Origin of the sequence: Marinobacter zhanjiangensis, from assembly GCF_014651935.1 — a bacterium.
Classification (GTDB): domain Bacteria; phylum Pseudomonadota; class Gammaproteobacteria; order Pseudomonadales; family Oleiphilaceae; genus Marinobacter; species Marinobacter zhanjiangensis.
The window spans coordinates 116,718-139,113 of sequence record NZ_BMXV01000006.1; the positions used below are offsets into that span (position 1 = coordinate 116,718).

At 58.4% G+C, this 22,396-nt stretch carries 21 protein-coding genes and 2 pseudogenes; 11 read left to right on the forward strand and 12 right to left on the reverse strand.

Annotated elements, in window-relative coordinates:
* Window positions 1-33: 33 nt before the first annotated feature.
* The 3 genes from hemN to IE079_RS18860 all read left to right on the forward strand — a co-directional run bounded on the left by hemN (window position 34) and on the right by IE079_RS18860 (window position 3,931).
* Window positions 34-1,446, forward strand: coding sequence for an oxygen-independent coproporphyrinogen III oxidase (gene hemN, locus IE079_RS13610; protein WP_189577327.1), 1,413 nt, complete (start codon window positions 34-36; stop codon window positions 1,444-1,446).
* A gap of 677 nt (window positions 1,447-2,123) precedes the next feature.
* The gene (locus tag IE079_RS13615; protein ID WP_189577329.1) at window positions 2,124-3,800 is read left to right on the forward strand and encodes a sodium:solute symporter family protein; all 1,677 of its coding nucleotides are present in this window, start codon (window positions 2,124-2,126) and stop codon (window positions 3,798-3,800) included.
* A complete protein-coding gene (locus IE079_RS18860; RefSeq protein WP_227712503.1) occupies window positions 3,797-3,931 on the forward strand; it encodes a putative transporter small subunit in 135 nt (44 codons plus the stop codon). The genes IE079_RS13615 and IE079_RS18860 overlap by 4 nt, the downstream gene beginning before the upstream one ends.
* Before the next feature lie 75 nt (window positions 3,932-4,006).
* On the opposite strand, the gene IE079_RS13620 is transcribed toward IE079_RS18860, so the two are convergent.
* On the reverse strand, window positions 4,007-6,034 hold the full coding sequence (locus IE079_RS13620; protein ID WP_189577331.1) for a methyl-accepting chemotaxis protein: 2,028 nt from the start codon (window positions 6,032-6,034) through the stop codon (window positions 4,007-4,009).
* Between the two features lie 280 nt (window positions 6,035-6,314).
* Between IE079_RS13620 and ubiU the strand changes: the two genes are divergently transcribed.
* Both ubiU and IE079_RS13630 read left to right on the forward strand, forming a co-directional pair.
* Window positions 6,315-7,310: a ubiquinone anaerobic biosynthesis protein UbiU gene (gene ubiU, locus IE079_RS13625; protein WP_189577332.1), complete on the forward strand. Its 996-nt coding sequence runs from the start codon at window positions 6,315-6,317 to the stop codon at window positions 7,308-7,310.
* A 12-nt stretch (window positions 7,311-7,322) separates the two neighbouring features.
* Window positions 7,323-8,210: a U32 family peptidase gene (locus IE079_RS13630; protein ID WP_189577333.1), complete on the forward strand. Its 888-nt coding sequence runs from the start codon at window positions 7,323-7,325 to the stop codon at window positions 8,208-8,210.
* 9 nt (window positions 8,211-8,219) lie between these two features.
* Here the strand turns inward: IE079_RS13630 and IE079_RS13635 are convergent, their stop codons facing one another.
* Genes IE079_RS13635 through IE079_RS13650 form a run of 4 tightly spaced genes read right to left on the reverse strand, consistent with a single transcriptional unit; the run spans window position 8,220 to window position 13,832 of the window.
* The gene (locus IE079_RS13635) at window positions 8,220-8,690 is read right to left on the reverse strand and encodes a cytochrome c (RefSeq protein ID WP_189577334.1); all 471 of its coding nucleotides are present in this window, start codon (window positions 8,688-8,690) and stop codon (window positions 8,220-8,222) included.
* Window positions 8,691-8,738: 48 nt separating this feature from the next.
* Window positions 8,739-11,840, reverse strand: coding sequence for an efflux RND transporter permease subunit (locus tag IE079_RS13640; protein ID WP_189577335.1), 3,102 nt, complete (start codon window positions 11,838-11,840; stop codon window positions 8,739-8,741).
* Window positions 11,837-13,210 (reverse strand): efflux RND transporter periplasmic adaptor subunit, encoded by a 1,374-nt coding sequence (locus IE079_RS13645; protein ID WP_189577336.1) that lies wholly within the window; start codon window positions 13,208-13,210, stop codon window positions 11,837-11,839. The genes IE079_RS13640 and IE079_RS13645 overlap by 4 nt, the downstream gene beginning before the upstream one ends.
* Complete coding sequence (locus tag IE079_RS13650; RefSeq protein WP_189577337.1) at window positions 13,194-13,832, reverse strand: TetR/AcrR family transcriptional regulator; 639 nt, start codon at window positions 13,830-13,832, stop codon at window positions 13,194-13,196. The genes IE079_RS13645 and IE079_RS13650 overlap by 17 nt, the downstream gene beginning before the upstream one ends.
* 239 nt (window positions 13,833-14,071) lie before the next feature.
* Between IE079_RS13650 and IE079_RS19035 the strand changes: the two are divergent.
* Both IE079_RS19035 and IE079_RS13660 read left to right on the forward strand, forming a co-directional pair.
* Window positions 14,072-14,256, forward strand: a pseudogene (locus IE079_RS19035) (DUF488 domain-containing protein).
* A gap of 103 nt (window positions 14,257-14,359) precedes the next feature.
* On the forward strand, window positions 14,360-14,563 hold the full coding sequence (locus IE079_RS13660; protein WP_189577338.1) for a YgaP family membrane protein: 204 nt from the start codon (window positions 14,360-14,362) through the stop codon (window positions 14,561-14,563).
* A gap of 377 nt (window positions 14,564-14,940) precedes the next feature.
* Here the strand turns inward: IE079_RS13660 and IE079_RS13665 are convergent, their stop codons facing one another.
* Both IE079_RS13665 and IE079_RS18980 read right to left on the reverse strand, forming a co-directional pair.
* The gene (locus IE079_RS13665; RefSeq protein WP_189577339.1) at window positions 14,941-15,654 is read right to left on the reverse strand and encodes a succinate dehydrogenase iron-sulfur subunit; all 714 of its coding nucleotides are present in this window, start codon (window positions 15,652-15,654) and stop codon (window positions 14,941-14,943) included.
* 77 nt (window positions 15,655-15,731) lie between these two features.
* Window positions 15,732-15,866 carry a hypothetical protein gene (locus IE079_RS18980; RefSeq protein WP_265013646.1) on the reverse strand — a complete coding sequence of 45 codons (135 nt, stop codon included), beginning with the start codon at window positions 15,864-15,866 and terminating at the stop codon, window positions 15,732-15,734.
* Window positions 15,867-15,888: 22 nt separating this feature from the next.
* On the opposite strand from IE079_RS18980, the gene IE079_RS13670 reads away from it, so the two are divergent.
* The 3 genes and pseudogenes from IE079_RS13670 (at window position 15,889) to IE079_RS18870 (ending at window position 17,367) form a co-directional block, all read left to right on the forward strand.
* Window positions 15,889-16,251, forward strand: coding sequence for a DUF488 domain-containing protein (locus IE079_RS13670; protein WP_189577340.1), 363 nt, complete (start codon window positions 15,889-15,891; stop codon window positions 16,249-16,251).
* Window positions 16,252-16,868: 617 nt separating this feature from the next.
* A pseudogene (locus IE079_RS13675) lies at window positions 16,869-17,114 on the forward strand (selenide, water dikinase SelD); the annotation flags it as partial.
* Window positions 17,035-17,367, forward strand: coding sequence for a hexameric tyrosine-coordinated heme protein (locus IE079_RS18870; protein WP_227712518.1), 333 nt, complete (start codon window positions 17,035-17,037; stop codon window positions 17,365-17,367). The pseudogene IE079_RS13675 and the gene IE079_RS18870, both read left to right, overlap by 80 nt.
* On the opposite strand, the gene IE079_RS19040 is transcribed toward IE079_RS18870, so the two are convergent.
* Window positions 17,308-17,640: a PLP-dependent transferase gene (locus IE079_RS19040; protein ID WP_308427778.1), complete on the reverse strand. Its 333-nt coding sequence runs from the start codon at window positions 17,638-17,640 to the stop codon at window positions 17,308-17,310. The two genes, IE079_RS18870 and IE079_RS19040, sit on opposite strands and share 60 nt — an antisense overlap.
* Window positions 17,522-18,193, reverse strand: a complete 672-nt coding sequence (locus tag IE079_RS18875) for a hemerythrin domain-containing protein (protein ID WP_227712505.1) — start codon at window positions 18,191-18,193, stop codon at window positions 17,522-17,524. The genes IE079_RS19040 and IE079_RS18875 overlap by 119 nt, the downstream gene beginning before the upstream one ends.
* Before the next feature lie 177 nt (window positions 18,194-18,370).
* Between IE079_RS18875 and IE079_RS13685 the strand changes: the two genes are divergently transcribed.
* Complete coding sequence (locus IE079_RS13685) at window positions 18,371-19,213, forward strand: iron-sulfur cluster assembly protein (RefSeq protein WP_189577342.1); 843 nt, start codon at window positions 18,371-18,373, stop codon at window positions 19,211-19,213.
* 7 nt (window positions 19,214-19,220) lie between these two features.
* Here IE079_RS13685 and ubiT read toward each other — a convergent pair whose 3' ends face one another.
* The 3 genes from ubiT to IE079_RS13700 form a co-directional block, all read right to left on the reverse strand.
* A complete protein-coding gene (ubiT, locus tag IE079_RS13690; RefSeq protein ID WP_189577344.1) occupies window positions 19,221-19,688 on the reverse strand; it encodes a ubiquinone anaerobic biosynthesis accessory factor UbiT in 468 nt (155 codons plus the stop codon).
* Window positions 19,689-19,768: 80 nt separating this feature from the next.
* The gene (gene narL / locus IE079_RS13695) at window positions 19,769-20,428 is read right to left on the reverse strand and encodes a two-component system response regulator NarL (RefSeq protein ID WP_189577346.1); all 660 of its coding nucleotides are present in this window, start codon (window positions 20,426-20,428) and stop codon (window positions 19,769-19,771) included.
* Window positions 20,429-20,477: 49 nt separating this feature from the next.
* Window positions 20,478-22,334: a histidine kinase gene (locus IE079_RS13700; protein ID WP_189577347.1), complete on the reverse strand. Its 1,857-nt coding sequence runs from the start codon at window positions 22,332-22,334 to the stop codon at window positions 20,478-20,480.
* Between the last annotated feature and the right edge of the window lie 62 nt (window positions 22,335-22,396).

The following is a 22,396-nucleotide window of genomic DNA, read 5'->3' on the forward strand; positions in this document are numbered from 1 at the left end:
CCTGACCTGACCATCCCGAATCGAGTACCTGTTATGTCCGCTTCCGTGGCTACCGCCGAGTCCGTCCTTCCCGCATTCATCTGGGACGATGCCCTGATCCGCCGTTACGACCTGAGCGGGCCCCGCTACACGTCCTATCCCACGGCCGTGGAGTTCACGCCGGAGTTCCGGGCGCAGGACATGATCCGGGCCGCGGAACGCAGCCGCGCCGCAGGCGGGCCGATTTCGCTGTACACCCACCTGCCGTTCTGTGCGCACCTTTGCTACTACTGCGCCTGCAACAAGGTCATCACCAAAAAGCGCGACAAGGCCATGCCCTATGTGGAGCGCTTGCTGAAGGAGGCGGCCATGCAGTCGCAGCTGTTCGGCGCGGACCGCCCGGTCCAGCAGCTGCACTGGGGCGGTGGCACCCCGACGTTCCTGCCGAAGGAGGTGATGGAACACCTGATGGCCGGCTATGGCGAGCTGTTCAACCTGCAGTCCGGCGACGAGCGGGATTACAGCGTGGAGATCGACCCCCGGGAGGTGGACGACGATACCCTGCCGACCCTGTGGAAGCTGGGCTTCAACCGTATCAGCCTGGGTGTGCAGGACGTGAACCCTCAGGTCCAGAAAGCGGTGAATCGCATTCAGCCCCGGGAGATGACCGAGGCGGTGCTGAACGACGCCCGCCGTATCGGCTTCCGCTCGATCAACCTGGACCTGATCTACGGCCTGCCGTACCAGACACCGGAGAGTTTTGCCGAAACCCTGGAATCGGTGCTCGACATGTCGCCTGACCGGCTGTCGGTGTTCAGCTATGCCCATCTGCCGGACCGGTTCTATCCCCAGACCCGGATTCAGGGCGACACCCTGCCCAGCCCGCAGCAGAAGCTGACCATCCTGCACAATACCATCAATCGCCTGCTTGAAGCCGGCTACGAGTACATCGGCATGGACCACTTTGCCAAGCCGGATGACTCCCTGGCGGTGGCCCAGAGAGAAGGGCGCCTGCACCGGAACTTCCAGGGCTACACCACCCATTCCGACTGTGACCTGGTGTCGTTGGGCGTTTCAGCGATCGGCCAGACCGACGATGCCTACTTCCAGAATAACCACGACCTGCCGGCCTGGGAGCAGGCCATTGATGCCGGTGAACTGGCCACCATCCGGGGTGTGGGTCTGACCCGTGATGATCAGGTCCGCCGCTGGGTTATTGGCCAGCTGATCTGCCAGTTCCGGCTGGACCGGGAGCAGCTTCAGGCGGCGTGGGGCGTGGACTTTGATGCCTACTTTGCCGATGAACTGCGCCGCCTGCGGCCGATGATTCAGGATGAGCTGGTTGCCGATGACGGGCGTGTTCTGCAGGTTCAGCCTGCCGGGCGCCTGCTTATCCGGGCGATTTGCCAGATTTTTGATCTGTATCGGAAGGAGGGGGCTTCTCAGCGGTTTTCGCGGATTATCTGATGCTTTCTTCTTCGTAGCCTGAGGGTGTGATGGCGGCGCAGGGCCACGGGCAGGTCTTTCGCCGCCGCAAACAGGGGTCATCCCTGACTACCCGGTTTGCTGCCGCGACATCCATGTCGCTGCTCTGGAAGACCTGCCCGCGTCCCTGCGCTTCTGGCCCCTCGGTATCGTTCACCCCGCCACCAGACTCCATACCTTATCTTGCTAAACAGGCCGCTTCAGACTGACACGTCGAAGATTTACTGTCGTAGTGTTCGTCAATTAAGTTTGAACGCTAATATTGTGCTCTCTAATAACTGGACTTCGGTCAGGTTAGCGCGTAAGGTCTGCCGCCTCCTCATCCGCGCCCCCGGATGATTAGCCCGAAATCCCGGTATGGTGCGCCAAAGGCCAGTCGTCAGTTATCGAGCTGACGCAAGCCCCGGCCCTCCTGCCTGCTTTGCTTCTGGTTAAGAGGACCAAAAAATATCATGACATCTAAAGATCTTTGTGAGCTTTTGCCTCACCTTAGCTTTCCCTAGCTAGCGCGAATCCAGGGCGAAAACGCCCACCCTCCCGTTGCCCTCGAGGCAGCCCCCGCTGTGGCGGGAATTTCCAGACTTCTGTGCCTGGTGGTCGGACTTTCAGTGTCCCGCGCCGCTGATGGACGCCTGTTGTTTTGAAAAAGAGGTAGTGGTTTGAACGAGAACGGCTTTACCCAGTTTTCAACAATCACCGTATTGTTGCTCCTTGCCGCCTTCTATGGCGGTACCTATCTGCTGACACTCCTGATCCGGAAGGACAAGGAAGATACCTCCGGCTTCATGGTCGCCGGCCACCACGTTGGTTTCGGCATGGGTGCCGCCAGCATGACCGCCACCTGGATCTGGGCCGCGTCTTTTTACGCCGCCGCCACCTCCGGCTATACCTACGGCGTATCGGGCCCGATCCACTACGGCCTCTGGGGCGCGCTGATGATTCTGTTTATCTACCCGTTCGGACGTCGTTTCCGCAAGCTGGCGCCTAACGGCCACACTCTGGGTGAGCTGATTCACGCCCGTCATGGCGCCTCCAGCCAGCTGATTCTGGCCGGTTCCAATATCTTGGGCAGTGTCATCAGTCTGATGGTCAACTTCACCGCAGCAGGTGCACTGGTGTCGGTGCTGTCGCCCCTGTCGTTCGAGATGGGCGTGATTGTCGCCGGTGTCGGTGTGCTGGCCTATACCCTGACGTCCGGTTTCCGGGCCTCGGTGTTCACCGACTTTGCGCAACTGGTGGCGCTGATGGCTATTGCCATTATCATCATCCCGGCAGTGCTGTTTTCGGCCGGTGGTCCATCCGTTATGGTCGAGGGGCTCAGCAGGCTGACCGACGAGCAGGCGAATATCTTCTCCATGGAAGCTATCCTGCACCAGGGTGCCCCTTTCTTCGTGGCGGTGCTGGCCTACGCCATCGGTAACCAGACCATCTCCCAGCGGCTGTTCGCGGTGCGCGAGAAGCACATCAAGTCCACCTTCGTGACGGCCACCATCGGCTACGGCGCGATTGTGATCGGGCTGGGCATGATCGGTCTTATGGCCCTGTCCGTGGGCATGGAACCCATTGATGGCAAGATGAACAACCTGATTCCCCAGATGGTGTCCACCTACCTGTCGCCGGTATTCGTGGGCCTGTTCTTCATACTGGTTATCGGTTCGCTGTCCTCCACTGCGGATTCCGATCTGTCGGCCCTGTCCACTATCATGATGGCGGATGTCTACGGCAAGAACATTGCCCGCAACAATCCCAACCCCAAAGTGATGATGCTGGTAGGCCGTATTACCATGATCGTGGCCACTGCCGCGGGCCTGATCTTTGCCAGCTTCTCACTCGACATACTGGTCATGCTGGTCTTCGTCGGCGCGCTCTGGGGCGCCATCGTGTTTCCGGTGATTGTCAGCTGCTACTGGGACCGGGTTACCAACGCGGCCTTTACCTGGTCGGTGGCTATAGCCATGGCCCTGTTCTGTATCGCCCGTTTCGAGTTGCTGGAAATGACCGGTCTTACCGTGCTGAGTTTTGAGATTCTGGCCTCGGTGGGTGGTGCCGTGGTCGTCGGGTTGATGGTGTTCGGTTTCCTCGGCCGTACGGCGGGATTCCTGGCGGCCATTGCCACGCTGATTGCCATGCTCATTTTCGCCACCGGCTTCCTGCGGGATTACATGGTGCTGGTTGCCTCCCTGACAGCCTATGGCACCAGTGCCGTGGTTTGCACGGTCATGACCCTGTTCAGCAAGGAGCGGTTCGACTTCGACCTGATCCGCCAGCGTGTCGGTGACTATGACGAAGTCGATACCGAAGATACATCCAATCTGGTACCGGAGGGTGCAAAATGACAGCTGAACTTCTTTACGGCGCTTATATCCTGGTCTGGCCTGCCATTACCCTGGTTGTGCTCGGGGTTATCTGCCGGGCGGTGGCCCGGGATGTCCGCAAGGCGCGCAATTCGGATGAAGACCTGGTCTGAGTCCGGTCGCCATTGAGCCAGTAAACCCGGTCCCAGTGGCCGGGTTTTTTTATAAAGTCCCCTGCAGCATCCGGCTCAGCTATACGCCGGCACCTTGAACTCATTGGCAAGGTCCTGAAGCTGCCTGGCCAGCTGTGCCTGCTCCCCGGTTACCTGGGTGATCTCCCGGGAGCCGGCAAGTGTCAGAATTGCCGACTCGCTGACGCTTTCCATATTGCCTGCCAGTTCCCGGGTCACGGAGACCTGCTGTTCCGAGGCCGTGGCAATTTGCGTGGCCATATCGGAAATGCTGTTCACATCCATGAGAATCCCGGCAAAGGTCCGCTCCATCTCGGAGGCCTGCTCACTGGTTTCGTTCGCCAGTTTGTGGCTGGTACTGATGGACCGGCTGGCGCTGTCGGTAATATCTCTGAAGCCGTTGATGATGTCCTCGATCTGGGTGGTGGACTCATGGGTCTGCCGGGCCAGCGTGCGAACTTCGTCAGCCACCACCGCGAAGCCCCGGCCATGCTCGCCGGCCCGGGCTGCCTCAATCGCCGCGTTCAGAGCCAGCAGGTTGGTCTGGTCTGCCACCTTGCGAATCACGTCCACCACATCGGCGATAGTGCTGCTGCGGCTTTCCAGCTCCTCGATGACCTGATTTACCTGTTGAACCGACTCTGCCAGGGTCCGGATCTGGCTCACGCTGGCGTGGAGGACCTGTTCACCAGTCCGGCTCTTCTCCGTGGCGCGGTTGGAGGCTTCCGCCACATGTTGCGTGTTACGGGAAATTTCCTCGGAGGTGGCCGACATTTCCTCAGTGGCGGTGGCCACCTGTTCAATTTGTTGTTGCTGGTCCTTCACCTGGGAGCTGCTCTGGCTCGCGGTGGAACTGGTTTCTTCGGTCGCGGTTGCAAGTTGCACACTGGACCTGTCGATCTGGGCCAGGGAATCACCAAAACGGTTGAACAGGGCATTTACGGCGCGGGCGATAGAGCCTGTTTCGTCTTTGCTGGACACCGGAATCGGGCGGGTAAGGTCTTTGCTGTCCATGGCGTACTGAACACCGTCGAGAAGCTGATTCACCTGTTTGTGAATTGCATGGATGATGATGGTCATCAGAATCAAAACCAGGGCGATGGCTGCAGCGGCAATGGCGGAAGCGCTGATCAGCTGGCTTCTGGCACTGGAGACGGCTGTGGTGGCAACCGTGTCAACCTGGTTGAGCATATCGCTGCGAATACTGTTGATGGCGTCGATCCGCCGTGTGGCCGCTGTAAACCAGTCGGCCGCGCTCAGGGCGTCTATCCCCGAGGGGCTGCTCAGCAGTGTTTCCCTTTGCGCCTGAAGGTCCCGGTTTACGGTTTTTGACCCGAAGCTCTCCAGCGCTGCCCGGAGGGAAGTGTCCGTTGCAAGCATGGCAGTTGCGTTGCTGAAATATGCCTCCTGTTGACCTTCAAGGGCCGCGACGCGGCCAGCGGAGGGCAGGTCGAAATCACCAGCCCGGATCAGTGACGCCCCGCCAGCACGCTCTCTGCCCGCCATCTCGGCGGCTCCCGCCAGAGCAAAATAGGCGCTGATCTGGCGGGTGAGCCCAGCATCAGTGGAGCGACTCACCAGCAGGGGCACCCGGTTAACGATCTCCATGATCATTCTGGTGTAACGGTTGGCGGATTCCGCGCCGGTTACCGAACGGCCATCTACCCCCTGGCGAAGTGAGCCAAGGCTGTCGAGTTGCTGATTCAGACGGCCGATACTGGCCTGTATGGCCTGATCGAATTCGGTGCCGGCGAGCAGTGACTGGACATCGGCACGGTAGTCACTCAGGTGCTGGTCCGTGTTCTGGCGTTGCGAGCCCAGCTCGCGGCTGGCCTGCCGGGCGGCGTCAGTTCCCAGCTTGCTGGACAGCAGCACGGCTGAGCGTCCCCGTTCCTTTTGCAGGGCTTGCGCCAGCGGGTCGCCAATGGCTGCAAGCTGAACCATTGCCTTCAGTTGACGCATGTCTCCCAGCTTGGTGGCATTCTGAGTGATGCTGCCAAAGGCAAAGAAAAGAATGACCAGCAGTGCAGGCAACACCAGGGTAATCAGCTTGCCCCGCATCGAGAGATTGTTAATAAACTGCATGAGACGACCTCGCCACTGAGTGAGGCGCTTATTCTGAAAGAGTACAGGGCGCACATCTATTGGCGTCTTGGGGTATCCGAAGGGGTAGTTGTTACCGTGAAACATCCTGTAACGACATGTTAAGCAACTGAAATAAAAGCTATCACAGAGGGTTAGGTGATTACGCGTAGGATACTACTGTGTGGGTAGGCTGGCAGGTTGGACCCTCTCGCTGACAACGGTCAAGGCATGTTTCGCCGGTTACGGTAGGCTGCAGTAGAGCATGTCAGTGGAGAACACCATGGAACTTGTCTGCCCCGCGGGCAGCCTGCCCGCCCTGAAAAACGCCGTGGACAATGGTGCTGATGCCGTTTACTTCGGTTTTCGGGACAGCACCAACGCCCGCCAGTTTGCCGGCCTGAACCTGAACGATAAGCGAGCTGCAGAAGGTATCGGGTACGCCCACTCGAAAGGCGCCCGGGTATTCTGCGCGATCAATACCTATCCCCAGCCCCGGGGCTGGCAGCAGTGGACCACGGCGGTGGACCGGGCTGCCAGTCTGGGCGTGGACGCCATCATACTGGCGGACATGGGGCTGCTGGATTATGCTGCCAATCGCTATCCGGACCTGCCCCGGCACCTGTCGGTTCAGGGTTCCGCCACCAGCTATGAGGCGCTTCAGTTCTATAAGGACACCTTTGATATCCGCCGCGCGGTACTGCCTCGTGTCCTTTCCCTGGACCAGGTAAAAGGCGTGGCAAAACACAGCCCGGTGGAACTGGAGGTCTTTGCCTTCGGCAGCCTGTGCATCATGGCGGAAGGGCGCTGTTACCTGTCGTCCTATCTCACCGATGAGTCTCCCAACAGCAAGGGCGCCTGTTCGCCTGCCAAGGCAGTACGCTGGGAGGAGACCGCCGACGGCAGCCTGGAATCCCGTCTCAACGATGTGCTGATTGATCGCTACGCCCGGGGTGAGCCCGCAGGTTACCCGACCCTGTGCAAGGGTCGGTTTGAGGTGGAGGGAGACGTCTACCACGCCATTGAGGAGCCGGTCAGCCTGAACACCCTGGACCTGCTGCCCGAACTGAAGGACTTGGGCATCAGCGCCGTGAAGATTGAAGGCCGCCAGCGCAGCCCCGCCTATATTGCCGATGTGGCCCGTACCTGGCGCCAGGCGCTGGACCGGCTGGACAGTGGCCCGGACTTTGCCGTCGATCCCGCCTGGCAATCGACCCTGGCGGGGCTTTCCGAAGGTGGGCTGACCACTCTGGGCGCCTATCATCGCAAGTGGAAATAAGGTGCTGAGATCATGATGAAGTTATCTCTGGGCCCCATCCTGTGGTTCTGGTCCAAGCAAACGGTATTCGATTTCTACGGCAAGGCCGCCGAGTGGCCGGTAGACACCATCTATCTGGGCGAAGCCGTGTGTTCCCGACGCCGGGAACTGAAGCCTGATGACTGGTTTGATCTGGCCCGCGACCTGAAAGCCTGCGGCAAGGAGGTGGTGCTTTCCACCCAGACGCTGATTGAATCGGAAGCGGATCTGCGGCGCCTGCGCCGGATCTGCGATCAGCACGAGTTCGTGGTGGAAGCCAATGACCAGAGTGCCATGCAGGTGGCTATGCGCAACGGGATTCCGTTCGTAACCGGTCCGTCCATGAACGTGTATAACGTGCCCACACTGAAAGTACTGGCCAGACAGGGCCTGCAAGGCTGGAACCTGCCTGTTGAACTGGGCCGGGATACGCTCGAAGAGCTGATCAGCGGCCTGCAAGCCGAGGGCCTGGATCTGCCGGCGGAGGTGTTCGCCTGGGGCTTCCTGCCTCTGGCCTGGTCATCCCGGTGCTTTACGGCACGTCACTACAACCTGCCCAAGGACAACTGCGAATTCCGCTGCCTTGAGCATCCCGACGGCATGGAAGTGCGCTCGCGCGAAAACCAGGAGCTGTTCCGCATTAACGGCACCTCAACCCTGTCCGGTTCACGCTACGACCTGATGCGGGAGCTGCCGGACATGAAGCGGATGGGAGTGTCTACCGTGCGCCTGAGCCCGGAACATCAGGGTATGGATGAGGTGGTGAATCGCTTTGACCAGGTGCGTCGCGGTGAAACCCCGGTCACCGACCCGTTGCAGCTGGTGGAGGCACCGCCCTGCAACGGGTACTGGTATGGCAAACCAGGGATGGAGCTGGTGTGATGAGGTGAGTCAGTCGCTGATGGACTGAACGCCGGGAAAACGGTCTGAAACGTAGGTGCTGTGGCACTGGATGCAGTTTCGTGTCATCTCGCCAAACAGCTTGTGTTGTTGCCCGGTGTTTTCGTTACGGCCTGCCTCTGCCAACGAGGCTGAAAGCTGGTGGAACTCCTGGTCCAGTTTCACGAAATCCTCGGGCACTGCCGCCATCAGGTCCTGGCGATCCTGTTTTGTCAGAGACTGGGCAAGGATGAAACTGTCGTGGATTTGCTGGGCATTCTCAGCCACTTTTTCATGCTGACCCATTACCATGGCTGAATGAATGGCGGTCATGGCGGCCTGCACTGAGCGCATCTCTTTCTGGAGCAAACTGCTCAGTTTGTCAGTGAGTTTCGGGGTGACTGGTTCTGCTGCCAGTGAACTGGCTGTTAACGTCATACCGAACAACAGAGCGGCAACGAACTTTCCGATTCCAGCTGTCATTCTATTGATTCCTTTTGGTTGTATGTTTGAAACACCATAGCAGTGGCGCTACGGATTGTCAGGGACGGCCGCTTTTGTCCAGCCAAGGTCGTCCAGAATGGCGTACAGCGCCGGTAGCGCCAGCAGTATCAGAATGGTGGACATCAGCAGGCCGAATACCACGGAAATCACCAGGGGGATCACCGCCATGGCCTGGGTGCTGGTTTCGGCCAGCAGTGGCAGCAAGCCGGCGATGGTGGTGCTGGTGGTAATCAGGATGGCCCGAAAGCGGGCGCGGCTGGCGGCACCGGCAGCTTCCCGGGCACTCATGCCCTGTTCCCGGTAGCCCTTGATGAACTGCACTAGCAGAATCGCGTTGTTTACCACAATACCCGCCAAAGAGGCTGCGCCGATCAGCGAAGGCATGGACAGGTTGTAGCCCATGATCAGGTGTCCCCACACCGCCCCCATAAAGGCAACCGGGATTGCCAGCATGACAATGATCGGCTCCAGGTAGCTGCGGAACTGGAATGACAGGATCAGGAAGATCCCCAGAAGGCCGATCAATAGCCCCCGCGCAATAGACTGGCCGGTTTCCCGGGAGCGGGCGGTTTGCCCTTCTACCTGCAAGCTGACGTCAGGCCATTGCTCACGAAGTTCCGGGAACACCCGTTTCTGCAGGTCGCCCACGATGGCATCGGCAGTGGTTTCCCGGCCATGCACATCGGCCGATACTGTGACTGTGCGCAGACCGTCGATACGGGTCACCTGAGACCATTGCCGATCGTTGGTGATGGTGGCCACTTCGCGCAACGGAACCATCTGGCCCCCGGCTGTGGTGATCACAGTGTCTTCCAGGAACTGGCGGGTGTTGCGTTCGGCGCTGGTCTGGCGCACCAGGATTTCGATGTGTTGGTCACCAATCTGTACTGTATCCACAATATCGCCGAGCAGGCCCGTGCGGATCTGACTGGCTACTTCGGCGGCATTCAGGCCCAGAGACAGTGCACTGTCTTTAAGCGACAGAATCCGTTGGGGCTTGCCGGGGCGAAGATCATCCAGCACATTGAATGTGCCGTCATAGCGGGCGATTTCCTCGCTCAGGTAGCGGGCCCCGGCTTTAAGCTCGTCCAGATCTGTGCCTTGCAGGCGAACTTCGATGGGAATACCGGCCGGGCCGAAGCCGGGTTCCTGGATGTTCAGGGCGATCAGGCCAGGGATATCGCCGATTTCCTGATACCAGCGGTCGGTCAGGGTGGCCAGGTCCACAGTGCGAATTTCTGCGGTCAGTAGATCGGTCATCACCGTTGCCACATGGGCGCCTTTCTCGCCGGCGCCCGCGTGTTGGTTGAAGCGGGTCTGAATATTTTGCACCAGGGCCTGCTGGTCTGGCTGTTCCGGAGAGTATTCCTCGTTCAGTCTGTTCATGGCCGAGGTGATGCGGTCGGTAATGGCCCGGGTCTGATGCAGGGGAGTGCCCTGGGGCATCAGTAGCCGTGCTTCCAGCACATCGCCCTCGATCTCCGGCATGGCTTCCATGCGCACATGGCCGCCGGCTATCAGGCCCACCGAACCAAGGATAACCAGCAGCATGGCCGCCAATACGCCATAACGGAAACGGATGGCGGCGTCAGCCAGCTGGCCCACTTTTTCACGGGCGTTCCCGAAGCCGTTGTCGAATGCGGTGCGGAAGCGGGAAGGCGCTTTTTCGCGTTTTTTGCCCAGACCACTTTTGAGGTGATGGGGCAGTATCAGGAAAGCTTCGATCAGGGAAGCGGCCAGGGCTGCAATGAGAACGATCGGCAAGACTTCCAGTACGGCGCCCAATTCTCCGGCCAGAAACGCCAGAGGGATAAACACGGAAACCGTGGTCAGGAACGACGACAGCACGCCCGGCAGGATTTGCTGTGTGCCTCTGGCGGCAGCCTCCAGTGGGCTGCATCCCTCGGCTGCGCGCCTGGCGATGTTGTCGGTGATCACCACAGAGTCGTCCATAACGATACCGATAGCCATGAGCAGAGCCACCAGGGTGATCATGTTCAGTGCCAGACCGGTGAGCGCCATCACCACGAATGCGCCGGCAAAGGCGGATGGCAGGCCGAACAAGGCCCAGAAGGCGAGGCGGGGGCGGAAGAACAGCGCCATCACCAGGCCCACCAGCAGCAAACCGGTGATGCCGTTACCCACGAGCATCTGCAAGCGGTCCCGGACGATAGAGGTCATGTCCTGGGTGATTTCCAGATCCACCGTGCCACCACGACGGATTTTTTCCTCATCAACAAAGGCTTGCAGTGAGTCCATTACCCGCAGGGCATCATCGTGCCGGTTTTTGTGGATCTCAAGAACGATGGCGCGTTGGCCATTGAATTCCACCCGTTCTTCTTCACGTTCATGGGCTTCGGTAATGCTGGCAATGTCACCCAGGGTCAGTACGGCCCCGGCTTCGCCACCGATAATGGGAAGCTTGGCCAGGGCTTGCAGTGAACGCCGCTCATCCACAAACCGCAGCTGGATATCCTGGCTGTCGGTTTCAATGTTGCCCAGAGGCATGTCCAGGTTCTGGCTGTTTATGGCGCGGGCAATGTCGCGCACCCCCAGGCCGTACTGGCGCAGCAGATCCCGGGAGACTTCAATGTGCCATTGGCGCTGGGACAGACCAACGGGAATGACATCAGCCACGCCATCCATGGCGAAAAGCCGGTCTTCCAGCTCATTGGTGTAAGTCTCAAGATGCGAAAAGCTCATGGGCCCGTAAACCGCGATCGCGGCCACCAGATTGGTGCGGTACAGCTCGCGGATAATCGGGTCTTCGGCTTCCTCGGGCAGATCGGTCAGAGCTTCGATTTCGGTGCGGATATCATCCAGAAAGCGGCCCATATCGCCCTGGCGCGCCATGCTGGCAATGGCCTGGGCCTGGTTGTCCCGGGCGGTGCAGGTGATTTCCTCCATGTACTCTACCCGCTGTAATGCTTCACCCAGGCGCTGGCAGATGGCTTCCTCCACATCCGCTGCGGTGGCACCCCGGTATTCCATGGTGATACTGACTTCCGGTGGCAGGTAGTCCGGGAAGGTTTCCCGGGTCAGGTTCGGTGCCGCAAACAGGCCCGTGGCCAATATCAGAACCAGCAGCAGGTTGCCAGCGGTGGGGTGGCCGGCAAACCAGCGGATCATGGCTGCTCTCCTGCAGCCCTTTTCTGCAGCCACTGATGGGCTTTCTCACTTGGCCGGGGGCTCAGTGGCATGCCTTCTATGGCGGGAACCAGGTCGTCCAGTATCAGCCGATCCCCGGCTTTCAGACCGTCGCTGACCACCGCAAGCTCACCCTGTTGCCAGGCCAGAGTGACCGGCTGGCGTTGCAGGCGGTCATTGTCATCGGCCAGATACACCTCGCCCTGGTGAATCGCGCTCGCCGGCACCACCAGTGCCGGCTCGGGTGTCGGCGCTGCGATCGTCGCCTGCACAAACATGTTTCGTACCAGCGGGGGCCGGGCCGGGGGATTGGCATTACGGTAAGGCTCTTGCACCGTAATCACTGCCTGAACGGTGCGGGTGGCGGGATCAAGGCTGCCGGTAACCCGGGTCAGCTTGCCGGTCCAGTGGCTGTCGGGTGCGCCGGTGGGGTGTACGCGAACGGTCAGAGAGCCCAGCGACAATTGCTGGTGGAAGTCGGGAAAGCCCGGCTGGGTTCCGCCATTGCTTATCTTGTTAGCCGTACCCGGGATCTGGGAAAGCACTTTGCGAAGTTCTGCTATTCGCAATTGCACCGTGGCTTCCGCAGCAGTGATGTCATCCGCCACAAAAAGGGTCTGATTGGGGCTCACCTGTTGCCTGGTTTCAATTTCGGACTGGTGAACCCGCATATCCCAGGGGGCTTCGAACCGTGTATCTTCAAGGTCTTCCCGGGCATTGGCCAGTGCGGATTCACTGCCGGCCAGGCGGGCGTTCAGGGTATCCTTGCGCACCGGGATCAGGTTCAGCTGGTTTTTCAGCGACTGCACCGCCTGCTGCTGCTGCAGGGTAGCCCGTTGCTGTTCATCAAGCCGGGTTTCCGACAGGGCGCCACGGTCCACCAGGGTTTTTGCCCGCTCCAGCTCCCGCTGGGCCAGGGTCAGCCGGCGGTTTTCCAGTTCCAGCAACTCCCGGGTGTTCTGTTGTTCCTGATCCAGTTGTCGCAGTTCCGCTTCAAGAGCAGCAATATCGGCCCTGGCCGATGCCACGGCCAGTTCATAGCGGGTCGGGTCGATCTGCAGCAGGCGGGTGCCTTCGGAAATCATGTTGCCGCTTTCCATATCCGGGTGCTTCCAGATGATGCGCCCACCTACGTTGGCCACTGCCTGCCAGCTTCGCGCCGGTAACACCTGGCCATAACCACGGGCTTCGGCAAGAACGGTGAGAGGAGTGACTTCAAGGATTCTGGCCGGTGTCGTGACTACCTGTTCAGCCGTGCGTTCCGGTGGTTGCTTCAGGTTCACCATCACCACCACGAAGGCGATGCCGGCGATCAGCGTCAGGACAAGGATGGATTTATGCTTGCGGTGCATCGGGAATCTCCTTAAAGCTGGCGCTGAAAAGTCTGAAGATGCGAGGTGCGGCCTGTTCAAGACTGCGTATATCACCGCCTATCATGCCCTGCACCACTAATCCCTGAATGGCCCCAAGATAGAGCACTGCGGCGGCCTCGGTATCGATGGCGGCGGCAATGCGCTGCTGTTCGATACCGAGGTTCAGCAGCTTAATGACTTTCTGGCGGTAGTCGGCCAGGGTCTCGCGAACGATCCGTTTGGCCGCGCCGTTGCCTGGCTTCTGGAGTTCTCCCAGCATCAGCCGAGGAATGCCCGGGTGGCGGACAATGAAGCCGATATGAGCCAGAAACATGGCTTCAAGGGCCTCGTCTGCGCGCTCATGTTGACCCGCAACACTGAAAACCCGCTCGGTGAGCTGGCCGGATACCCATTCGGCCACGGATTCCCACAGGCTGTTTTTGTTGGGGAAGTGCTTGAACAGGGCACCCTGGGAAAGCCCTACCTCGCTGGCAATGCGGGCGGTGGTAAGGGTGGAGGGATCTTGCTCCGCACATAAATGCACCACTGCCTCGATGATTGCCGACTGGCGCTGTTCGGTACTTTTGTAACTGCGTTTGATGGGGTCCAATGGGCTAGCCATCCATCTCTGACAAAAAGAAAGTAATCAATTACTTTATTATGATCGTATATCCGGCGGTTTGGAAGTGTTGTTCATGGATGACTTGATGCAGGTCTGTTTTTGATGGTGATGAGGCTGTTACCGGGCAGGCAGCCCCTTCGTGATCCGGATCTGCACACTCATGACCTGACGTTTTGCGGACATGGAATTCAGTGAGTAACCTCGGCGCAATACACTCCCATAGAGAGGAGGAGGGAACTGTGAATATCCGCCTTAAACGAGCCTGCGAAGCCCCCGCCTTTTCAAACGGCCCGCGGGTGCTCGTTGACCGCATCTGGCCCCGGGGGTGTCCAAAGAAGACGCCGATATCGCCCACTGGTTGAAAGGGTTGGCTCCATCCACTGAATTGCGGAAATGGTTCGGCCACTGTCAGTCAGCGTTTTGATCAGATCATTTTGCGCTTTTGTGTGTAAGTCATGATTTGAGTCATTGCGGAGTGAGGCCTATTCATTGATGGTATAACAATATTCCGATAAATGGGGTGCGCAATGACAGTTAATGAAGGTCTTCGTCTGATAGCCGGTGTGTTCACGCTGATTTCCATTCTGCTGGCTCACTATGTAAGCCCGTATTGGCTTTTCTTTACCGGCTTTATTGCCCTTAACCTGATCCAGTCTTCCTTCACCAAATGGTGCCCGGCTATGGTGATTCTCAAGAAGTTGGGCTTCAGAGAAGAGAAACGGGTTAACTGACCCCGATGGACGACTGACTACGCTGCCATATGGGGCCGCTTTTCTTGATTTAGGATATACATTAAGTGCATGTTAATGGGTGTTAGGAAGTGTTCTCATTTTCCCGGTGCACGGAAAGATAACGATGGCCAGCAACAAGCCCGAGCAAACCAAAGGCCCGATCTGGGATAAACACCTGTAAGTGGCGGGATCTTTTTATTGACGAGTGCAAATCCAACCAACTCAAGCGAGAACGTAAGAAGCGCATAAAAGGTGGGTAGCTCGTGAACCGTAATGCCGGGCTGCGTTGCGATTGGCCCATGGCCCGAAACTCCGGTAAACATGGTCGGTATGACCTGATAACGGGCACCGGGCCAGTCCTGGCCGCCTGCAGGCAGTCATGTCTCTTCGCGGAGCAGCATCGCCTTGATTCTGCCAATGGCCTTCATGGGATTCAGGCCCTTGGGGCAGTATGCCGTGCAGTTGCCGATGCCGCGGCAGCGGAAAACACTGAACGGGTCTTCCAGCTTTTCCAGCCGCTCTGCGGTGGCAGTGTCGCGGGAGTCCTGCAAAAATCTGTAAGCCTGTAGAAGCCCGGAGGGGCCGATGTACTTCTCGGGGTTCCACCACCAGGAAGGGCAGGCGGAGGTGCAGCAGGCGCAAAGGATGCACTCGTACAGGCCATCCAGCTTTGCGCGGTCTTCCGGACTTTGCAGCCGTTCGGTTGCTGGTCTCGGGCTGTCATTGATCAGCCAGGGCTGGATGCGCTTGTACTGCTCGAAGAACAGGGTCTGATCCACTACCAGATCCCGTATCACAGGCATGCCCGGTAACGGGCGTATCTCCAGCAGGTTTTTTTTGCCCAGCATATCTTCGACCCGGGTAATGCAACCCAGGTTGTTGCGACCATTGATGTTGAGGCCGTCTGAACCGCAAACCCCCTCCCGGCATGAGCGGCGGAAAGTCAGAGTGGTATCCAGGGTTTTCAGGTGCTCGAGGACGTCCAGCACCATCCGGCAGCGGAAGCTGCCGTCCACCTCGACATCCTGGCTCCAGGGTTTGTCATCCTGTTCGGGGTGATACCGGAACAGTCTCACGGTAATCGGTTCCATAATGGGTTTCCTCATCGCAATGCATGCCGGACTCATCGAGTCTAGCAGCGACCCGGATGGCCCACACATGTTCTGCGTCAAAACGCGCAAATAAAATATTGCTTAATGGTTTTCTCCTCTACACCCTGGCCGGCAACAGCCGAAACATCAGCATCTTGTCCGACTTCAATTTTTGAAACCCCGGACATCCGGGAGTAATCTAAAAAATCCACTCAACTATCCGGGAGCGCGCCTATGGACGTTCGCCTGAAACGAGCCTATGACGCTGCCGCCCGCTCGGATGGTCCGCGCATACTGGTCGATCGCATCTGGCCGCGTGGTGTGGCCAGGGAAAATGCTGACATTGCCTACTGGCTGAAAGGGCTGGCACCGTCCACCGATTTGCGGAAGTGGTTCGGCCACGATCCGGGAAAATGGCAGGAGTTCCGGCAACGATACTTCAGGGAACTGACTGCCGAAGACGCCAGCGAAGATCTTGGGAAGCTCAAAAACCTGCTTGAAGAGCACAACCGTATTACGCTGGTGTTTTCGGCAAAAGATACCGAACATAACAATGCGGTAGCGCTACGGGACTTTATTCTGGATAACCGCCTCTAGCAGCCTGTCGGACTTGAGGCTGATCTACTGCGCCGGTGGGAAAGCGGCTCAAATTTCCCGGATTTTTCGTTACATAGAACCACTATGCGCCTCAAAATCCGAAAAATTTGCGCTCCCTTTCCCACCTTGCTCGTGACGATCGCTCAAGTCCGACAGGCTGCTAGTGTCCCGTTAGAGACCGCACCAGAAGCACCAGGCCGACTCGGGTACACGATAGTGGCGGATAGCCGGTCAGTTAAGGGTAGTGTCATGGCAGTTGCGGAGAATGTCCTGATAGCTCATTGCTGATTCTCCTCTCGCTTTGTAAGATTTATATATAAAGAATGTTAATGGCTGTAGAATTGTTCCAGTTTTCCCGGCGCAGGGAGAGGTAATGATGAGTAGCGACAAGCCTGAGCAAAACAAAGACCCGATCTGGGATCAGCATCTGAAATGGCTGGATCTTGTCATTAACGAGAGCCGAGCCAACCAGCTTAAGCGGGAACGCAGGAAACGCAGAGAAAGCGTTAGTAAGTAGGCCTTAGCTGTTCGGGCCTGATTGACAAGAACCAAGGCACCCGATCCGCATTGTCAGCTAGGCTCCTCTCTTTCCGCTTGCCATGAGAGAGGGCTGAGCCTTGTCTGTCAGACTGACCGAATTCAGCCATGGCGCCGGCTGTGGTTGCAAGATTACACCTGATGTTCTGGACCGGATTCTCCACACCGGCAAGCCAGAATTCAGTGATGCCCGTTTGCTGGTCGGCAACAATAGCCGCGACGACGCCGCCGTGGCGGATGTTGGCAATGGTGTGGGCGTCATCAGTACCACGGACTTCTTCATGCCAGTGGTTGATAATCCCTTTGATTTTGGTCGTATTGCCGCCGCCAGGCGCCATTTCAGGCTGTCTGGTCGCAGGTGTTCTCCGTATTTGTCAGGACTTTCGCTGGACGGTAACGGGCACTTTCATATATAGATATATTGAAAATGTTTCTATAAGAAGTGCCCAATCTGACAAGGAGGTGCTGGTCCGTGAACGTGAAGAGTATGCCCAGGAAGCGGACGCCCTGATGCATGCATCAGAAGTGATTGCGATACACTTCCAGACCGTGGCTGCGGCCAAGGACTACTGGAAGTAATAGTGGGCTGGCGACCTGGGCGGTCGCCAAGGCTTTGTTCAGATCATCAGTCAGATCACCGGCATCTTCCAGCCCCACCGATAGCCTGAGCATACCGTCCGTGATGCCTTGCCGTTCGCGCTCCTGCTGGCTGATGCCATGATGCTGTCCTCCATCAGAACTGGAAGCGGGGAAACAGGATGTTGCGTTCCAGGTAGATCTGTTCAGAGAGCCTGAAGTCGAACGCCTGAAGTTCCCGGTACAGGCGCCGCCAGGACCGGCAGGCGGATTCAGGCGGGCGATAGTTGCCGGTCAGCCTGCGGATTTTCTTCAGTACCTGGCGAAGCTCGGAATGCTCTTCATTCATCTGGGCGATAGGGGTGTCCGGCCTCGGTGGCTGGTCGTGTTCCATGCGCTCGAGTACGTAATGCTCCTCTCGCTCGATATGATCCTTCAGGTCCTTTTCCAGGGACTTGATCGCCATGGTGATACCCCGCGGAACATCCGGGTTGTCACGGTGAATCGCCTCGATCTTGCGGGCCAGTCGGTGCAGCTTGGGTATCTGCTCCAGGTTTTCGATGTCATAGCCCCGCAGGATCAGCTCCAGCAAAACGTCAGTATCCAGGTCTTCCAGTGGCGTCTGTGCCATCATCACATCAAAAATTTCCTGGCAGAGAGTTTCCTGGCTGAGGCCTGCGATGGAAGCGACCACATCCAGCGTGGTCTGGCGGTGGGCATCCACCTCGGGCATGTGTTTCTGCAGTACGTTCAGTGCCTCTGGGCAACGGCTGACCACCTGGCTTACGGTGGTGGTGTCGCAACGGCCAATGATGTCTTCGTATTTCATGATGTTTCCTCCTTTTCCTTAAAGTAATATATAAAATACATTATATAAGTTGTCAAGAAATATTCTCATCGGTTAGGCGGCCGGCCCAGGGATTATCTTCAAGAAGCGCTGGTTCCTTGCTCCAAAATGAACATGTATATAGAATATATTAAATGGTGAGTTGTACAGGAGGCGGGAATGACGATCAACGCGGAAGTCAGTACAGGGGCCCGTGAGTACTTGACCACACTGCTGGCTAAGCAGGAAGTGCCGGGTATGGCCGCCAGAGTGTATGTGGACAAGGGCGGCACCTCGCACGCAGAAACCTGCCTGGCGTTCTGTCCGCCCGGTGAGGCGTCAGCCAGCGATATCCGCCATGATTTTGGCGACCTTACCCTGTTCTTTGACGCACTGAGTGTGCCCTTTCTGCAGGATATGGAAATCGGCGTGCACGGGGAGGGGACGCTGCAGACCCTGACTATCAAGGCCCCGAACAGCAAGAAGCCGGCAAAACCACCCAAGTCCTTCAGATTGTCCCAGGACAGCGAAGCCCTGCGAGTGCCCCACGGGAATGCGGTCACCCTTCCCGAGGGTGCGGATGTCACCATTACCCAGGCCCTCGGGGGCAGTTTTACGGTGAGGTTTGAAGGCAACCTTTACCGGCTATCTCCGGAGGTCACCCGCAAACTGGGCCTACAGACCGACGCTGTCATGTTCGAGCCACCGGAGGACGGCCTGATCAGTGAGCAGCAGTGCCTGGACAGCCTGCGTCAGGTGTATGATCCCGAGATTCCGGTCAATATTGTCAGCCTGGGGCTGGTTTATGGTCTGGATATCGATCAGGACAAAAAGCTGGTTAAGGTAAGAATGACGCTGACCTCCCCAGGTTGCGGTATGGGCGACATCATTGCGGGTGATGCGAAGGACAAGATCATGCAGGTGCCCCATGTCAGGGACTGCCAGGTGGATATTGTATTTGATCCGCCCTGGAGCCATGACAACCTGGATGAGGAGGCCCGCCTGGAGCTGGGGATGATCTGAGTTCAGCTCAGAACAGACTCCACTCCAGACTGTCGAGCAGGTTCTTGATACCCAGACCCAATTCGGTATCCCCCTCGATAATCAGTTTGCGCTGGAAGAACAGCTGATCAGGGTCCTGCTTCCGGTTGGCCAGTTGATAGAAAGCCGACCAGTTGCCACGGATGGTGGCTTCTCCGGGCCCGTAAACAAACCTTAGCCTGCCTTGCCATAACCCCAGGGTGACGCCGGGCTGGCCACCGTCGATTTCCAGCCTGAGGGTGCGGCCTTCGAAGTCGTCGAACTCACCCTCGGCAATAGCGTCCGCAAACATGCGGTTGAGGGGTGTTTCGGTGGCCAGTTGCCTGAACAGGAAGGGTACCCGCTGCTCCGCGCGCCGGATCAGCGGCGCCGGCGAGGGTGCGAACTCCTTCAGTACCTGCCGGCACTGGTTGAGCAGCGGGTGGTGATGAGGAAAACTTGGCAGGGCTGGCAGCATGGCAATCTCCGGACCATCGGTTCCGGACAGGGTACTTCAGCGCTTCGTGTTTTTGATTGATTTTCCGCAATCAGCGGTGTTCAGCCCTTGTGCAGACCTTCCTCAACCGCCCAGACGGCAACCTCAACCCGGGACCGCAGGTTCAGCTTCTTCAGCAGGTGCTTGACGTGAACCTTGACGGTGCCATCGCTGATGTCCAGCTTGCGACCGATCATCTTGTTGGAAAGCCCTTCGGCAATCAGCCGCAGGATGTCTTTCTCGCGGGGCGTGAGGCTGTCGAAGTCCGGCCGTTCCGACTGCTGCGGTTTCTGGGAGCGCAACGCCTGGGCCAGCAGGGTGGTGAGGCGGTCGCTGATCACCATTTTGCCCACGGCGGCCTGTTTCAGCTCGGCAATCATGTCCTCGGGCTCCATGTCCTTGAGCAGGTAACCATCCGCGCCGGCCCGCAATGCAGACACCACGTCGTCCTCATGGTCTGAAACCGTGAAAATCACGATGCGTGAGGCCACGCCCTGTTCCCGCATCTGCTTGAGCACCTCGATGCCGTTCATTTCCGGCATGTTAAGGTCCAGCAGGATCAGGTCCGGCTCCAGCTCAGCAGCCCTTCGGATGCCATCGGCACCATTGCTGGCCTCGCCAGCCACCTGCATGCCTTCTTCCATATCAATCAGTTGCTTGATGCCCTGACGCAATAACGGATGGTCGTCAATCAGCAGGATACTGGCGGGTGTCTCAGACATGGTGCCTCTCATTCAGTGGTGTACGTTTAATGTGGTTTCGAAAGCGCGCCTATACGGTGCTCGCTTGCTGGGCCAGGATCATGTGGCGGCTCTTGGGCACGAAGTTCAAAGTCACTTCCACGCCGCCGCCGTCTCGATTGTTCATGGTGACCTTGCCGCCCAGGGTGCGGGCGCGGTCCTGAATGATGATCAGGCCATAATGCTGTTGTGGCTGGTCGCCACCGGGCAGGCCCTTGCCGTTGTCGAGTATTCTGACCTGAACCCGGGGGGATTCAAAGAGCACTTCCACCCGGACCTCCGAGGCTTCCGCGTGCTTGGCCGCATTGGCCAGGCCCTCACGCACGATCTGTAGTGTGTGAATCTCCTCGTTGGGTGAGAGCGTTCCCGGGGGCAGGTCGTACTCGAGATGAATGTTCTGCCCCATGCGCACGCTGAATTCATCCACGGTCTGCCGCAGGGCCGTGAGCAGATCCGGCGTGTCCAGCTTGAGGCGGAAGGTGGTCAGCAGCTCCCGCAGTTGTCGGTAGGCGCTGTTCAGCCCCGTGCTCAGCTCTTCCAGAATGGCATCGTGGGTCTGTTCATGCTCGCCGGTGATGTTCAGCCGCCGCAGCCTGGCGACCTGCATTTTGAGGTAAGACAGGGACTGGGCGAGAGAATCATGCAGTTCCCGGGCGATCACGGCGCGTTCTTCCGCGAGTGTCAGCTGTTGTTCCTCGGTGATCTGTTTTTCCAGGAAAATGGCTGTTGCCAGCTGGTCACTGAGGGTTTCCAGCAGGCGCCGGGCGGTTTCCGACAGGCCCTTGTCGGCGGGGTACCAGACTTCCAGGGTGCCCAGCAGTAACCCGGGGGTGCGAATTGGCAGCATAAGCCGGCGGCCATCGTTGTCTTCCACCGGCAGCTCGTCGTAGACCTCTGGTGTTACCAGGCAGGCATTGCAATGGTGGTCACGGCAATAAAAAGGCCGATCGGGGGTAGCCGTGGTGATGGCCTCCACCGGCTCACTGGCATTACGGTCATGGAGATAAAGCCGTATGGGACCAATCCCTAAAAGGGTTTCCAGTTCTTGCAGCATGGGAATGGCGCCCGTGCACAGGTCGTGATTGGCAAACAGGGTACGGCTGGCACTGTGCAGAAGTTCCAGCGCCTGATGGCTTTTTTCCAGCTCGTGGGTCTTGGCGCGGGCTTCGCTCTCCAGTTCGTGGTAGCTGAGGGCCAGCTCGCTGGTCATCTGGTCGAAGGCTCCTCCCAGTCGTGACAGTTCGTCAGCGCCCTCAAGGTTGGCCTTCAGAGAAAAGTCCTTGTTGCCGACCGCCGAGGCGATGCCTACCAGCTTGCGCAATGGCCGCAGCACCCGATTTTTCAGATCGAGGAACAGGACAACGGCTATCAGCACGGAAAACGCCAGGCTGAGAATCTGGATCACGTGGAGCAGGTCGATGCGGGCCTCGGTGCGCTTTTCCAGCATGCTCACCAGAGTGTCAACATCGCCAACATAGTTTTCGGTTGCGTTGAGCAGGTCGGTACTCACCGGCGTACCCGGAGCATGACGCTCCAGTGCCGGGCGCAGTATGTTGCGCCAGTTTGCCATGACCTGCTGGTATTGTTCATTGAGGGGATGGTCCGCATTCTCCGGGATGGTGCGGACAAGCGAAGTCTGTGACAGCTTCACGCCGTAGCGATCGAGTTCCGCCCGGAAAGGAGCCGCCTGACTGCCATTACGATCTGCCGAAAGGGCCAACAACTGGAACGCCCCCATGCGCAGGGCACCGGCCTGATTGATCGCTGTGGCGTTGCCTTCGATGCTGCGGGAAACGGCCAGGGTTGTCGCCATACTTACGACAGCGGTCAGCACGATAGCGCCTACCACGATGGCAATACGGTTGACCAATGGACTTCTGGACTGCATGGAATCTGTCTCTGGTGCGCCGGAACGCAATTGTGCACCCGACTTCTGTGGCTGACTACCTC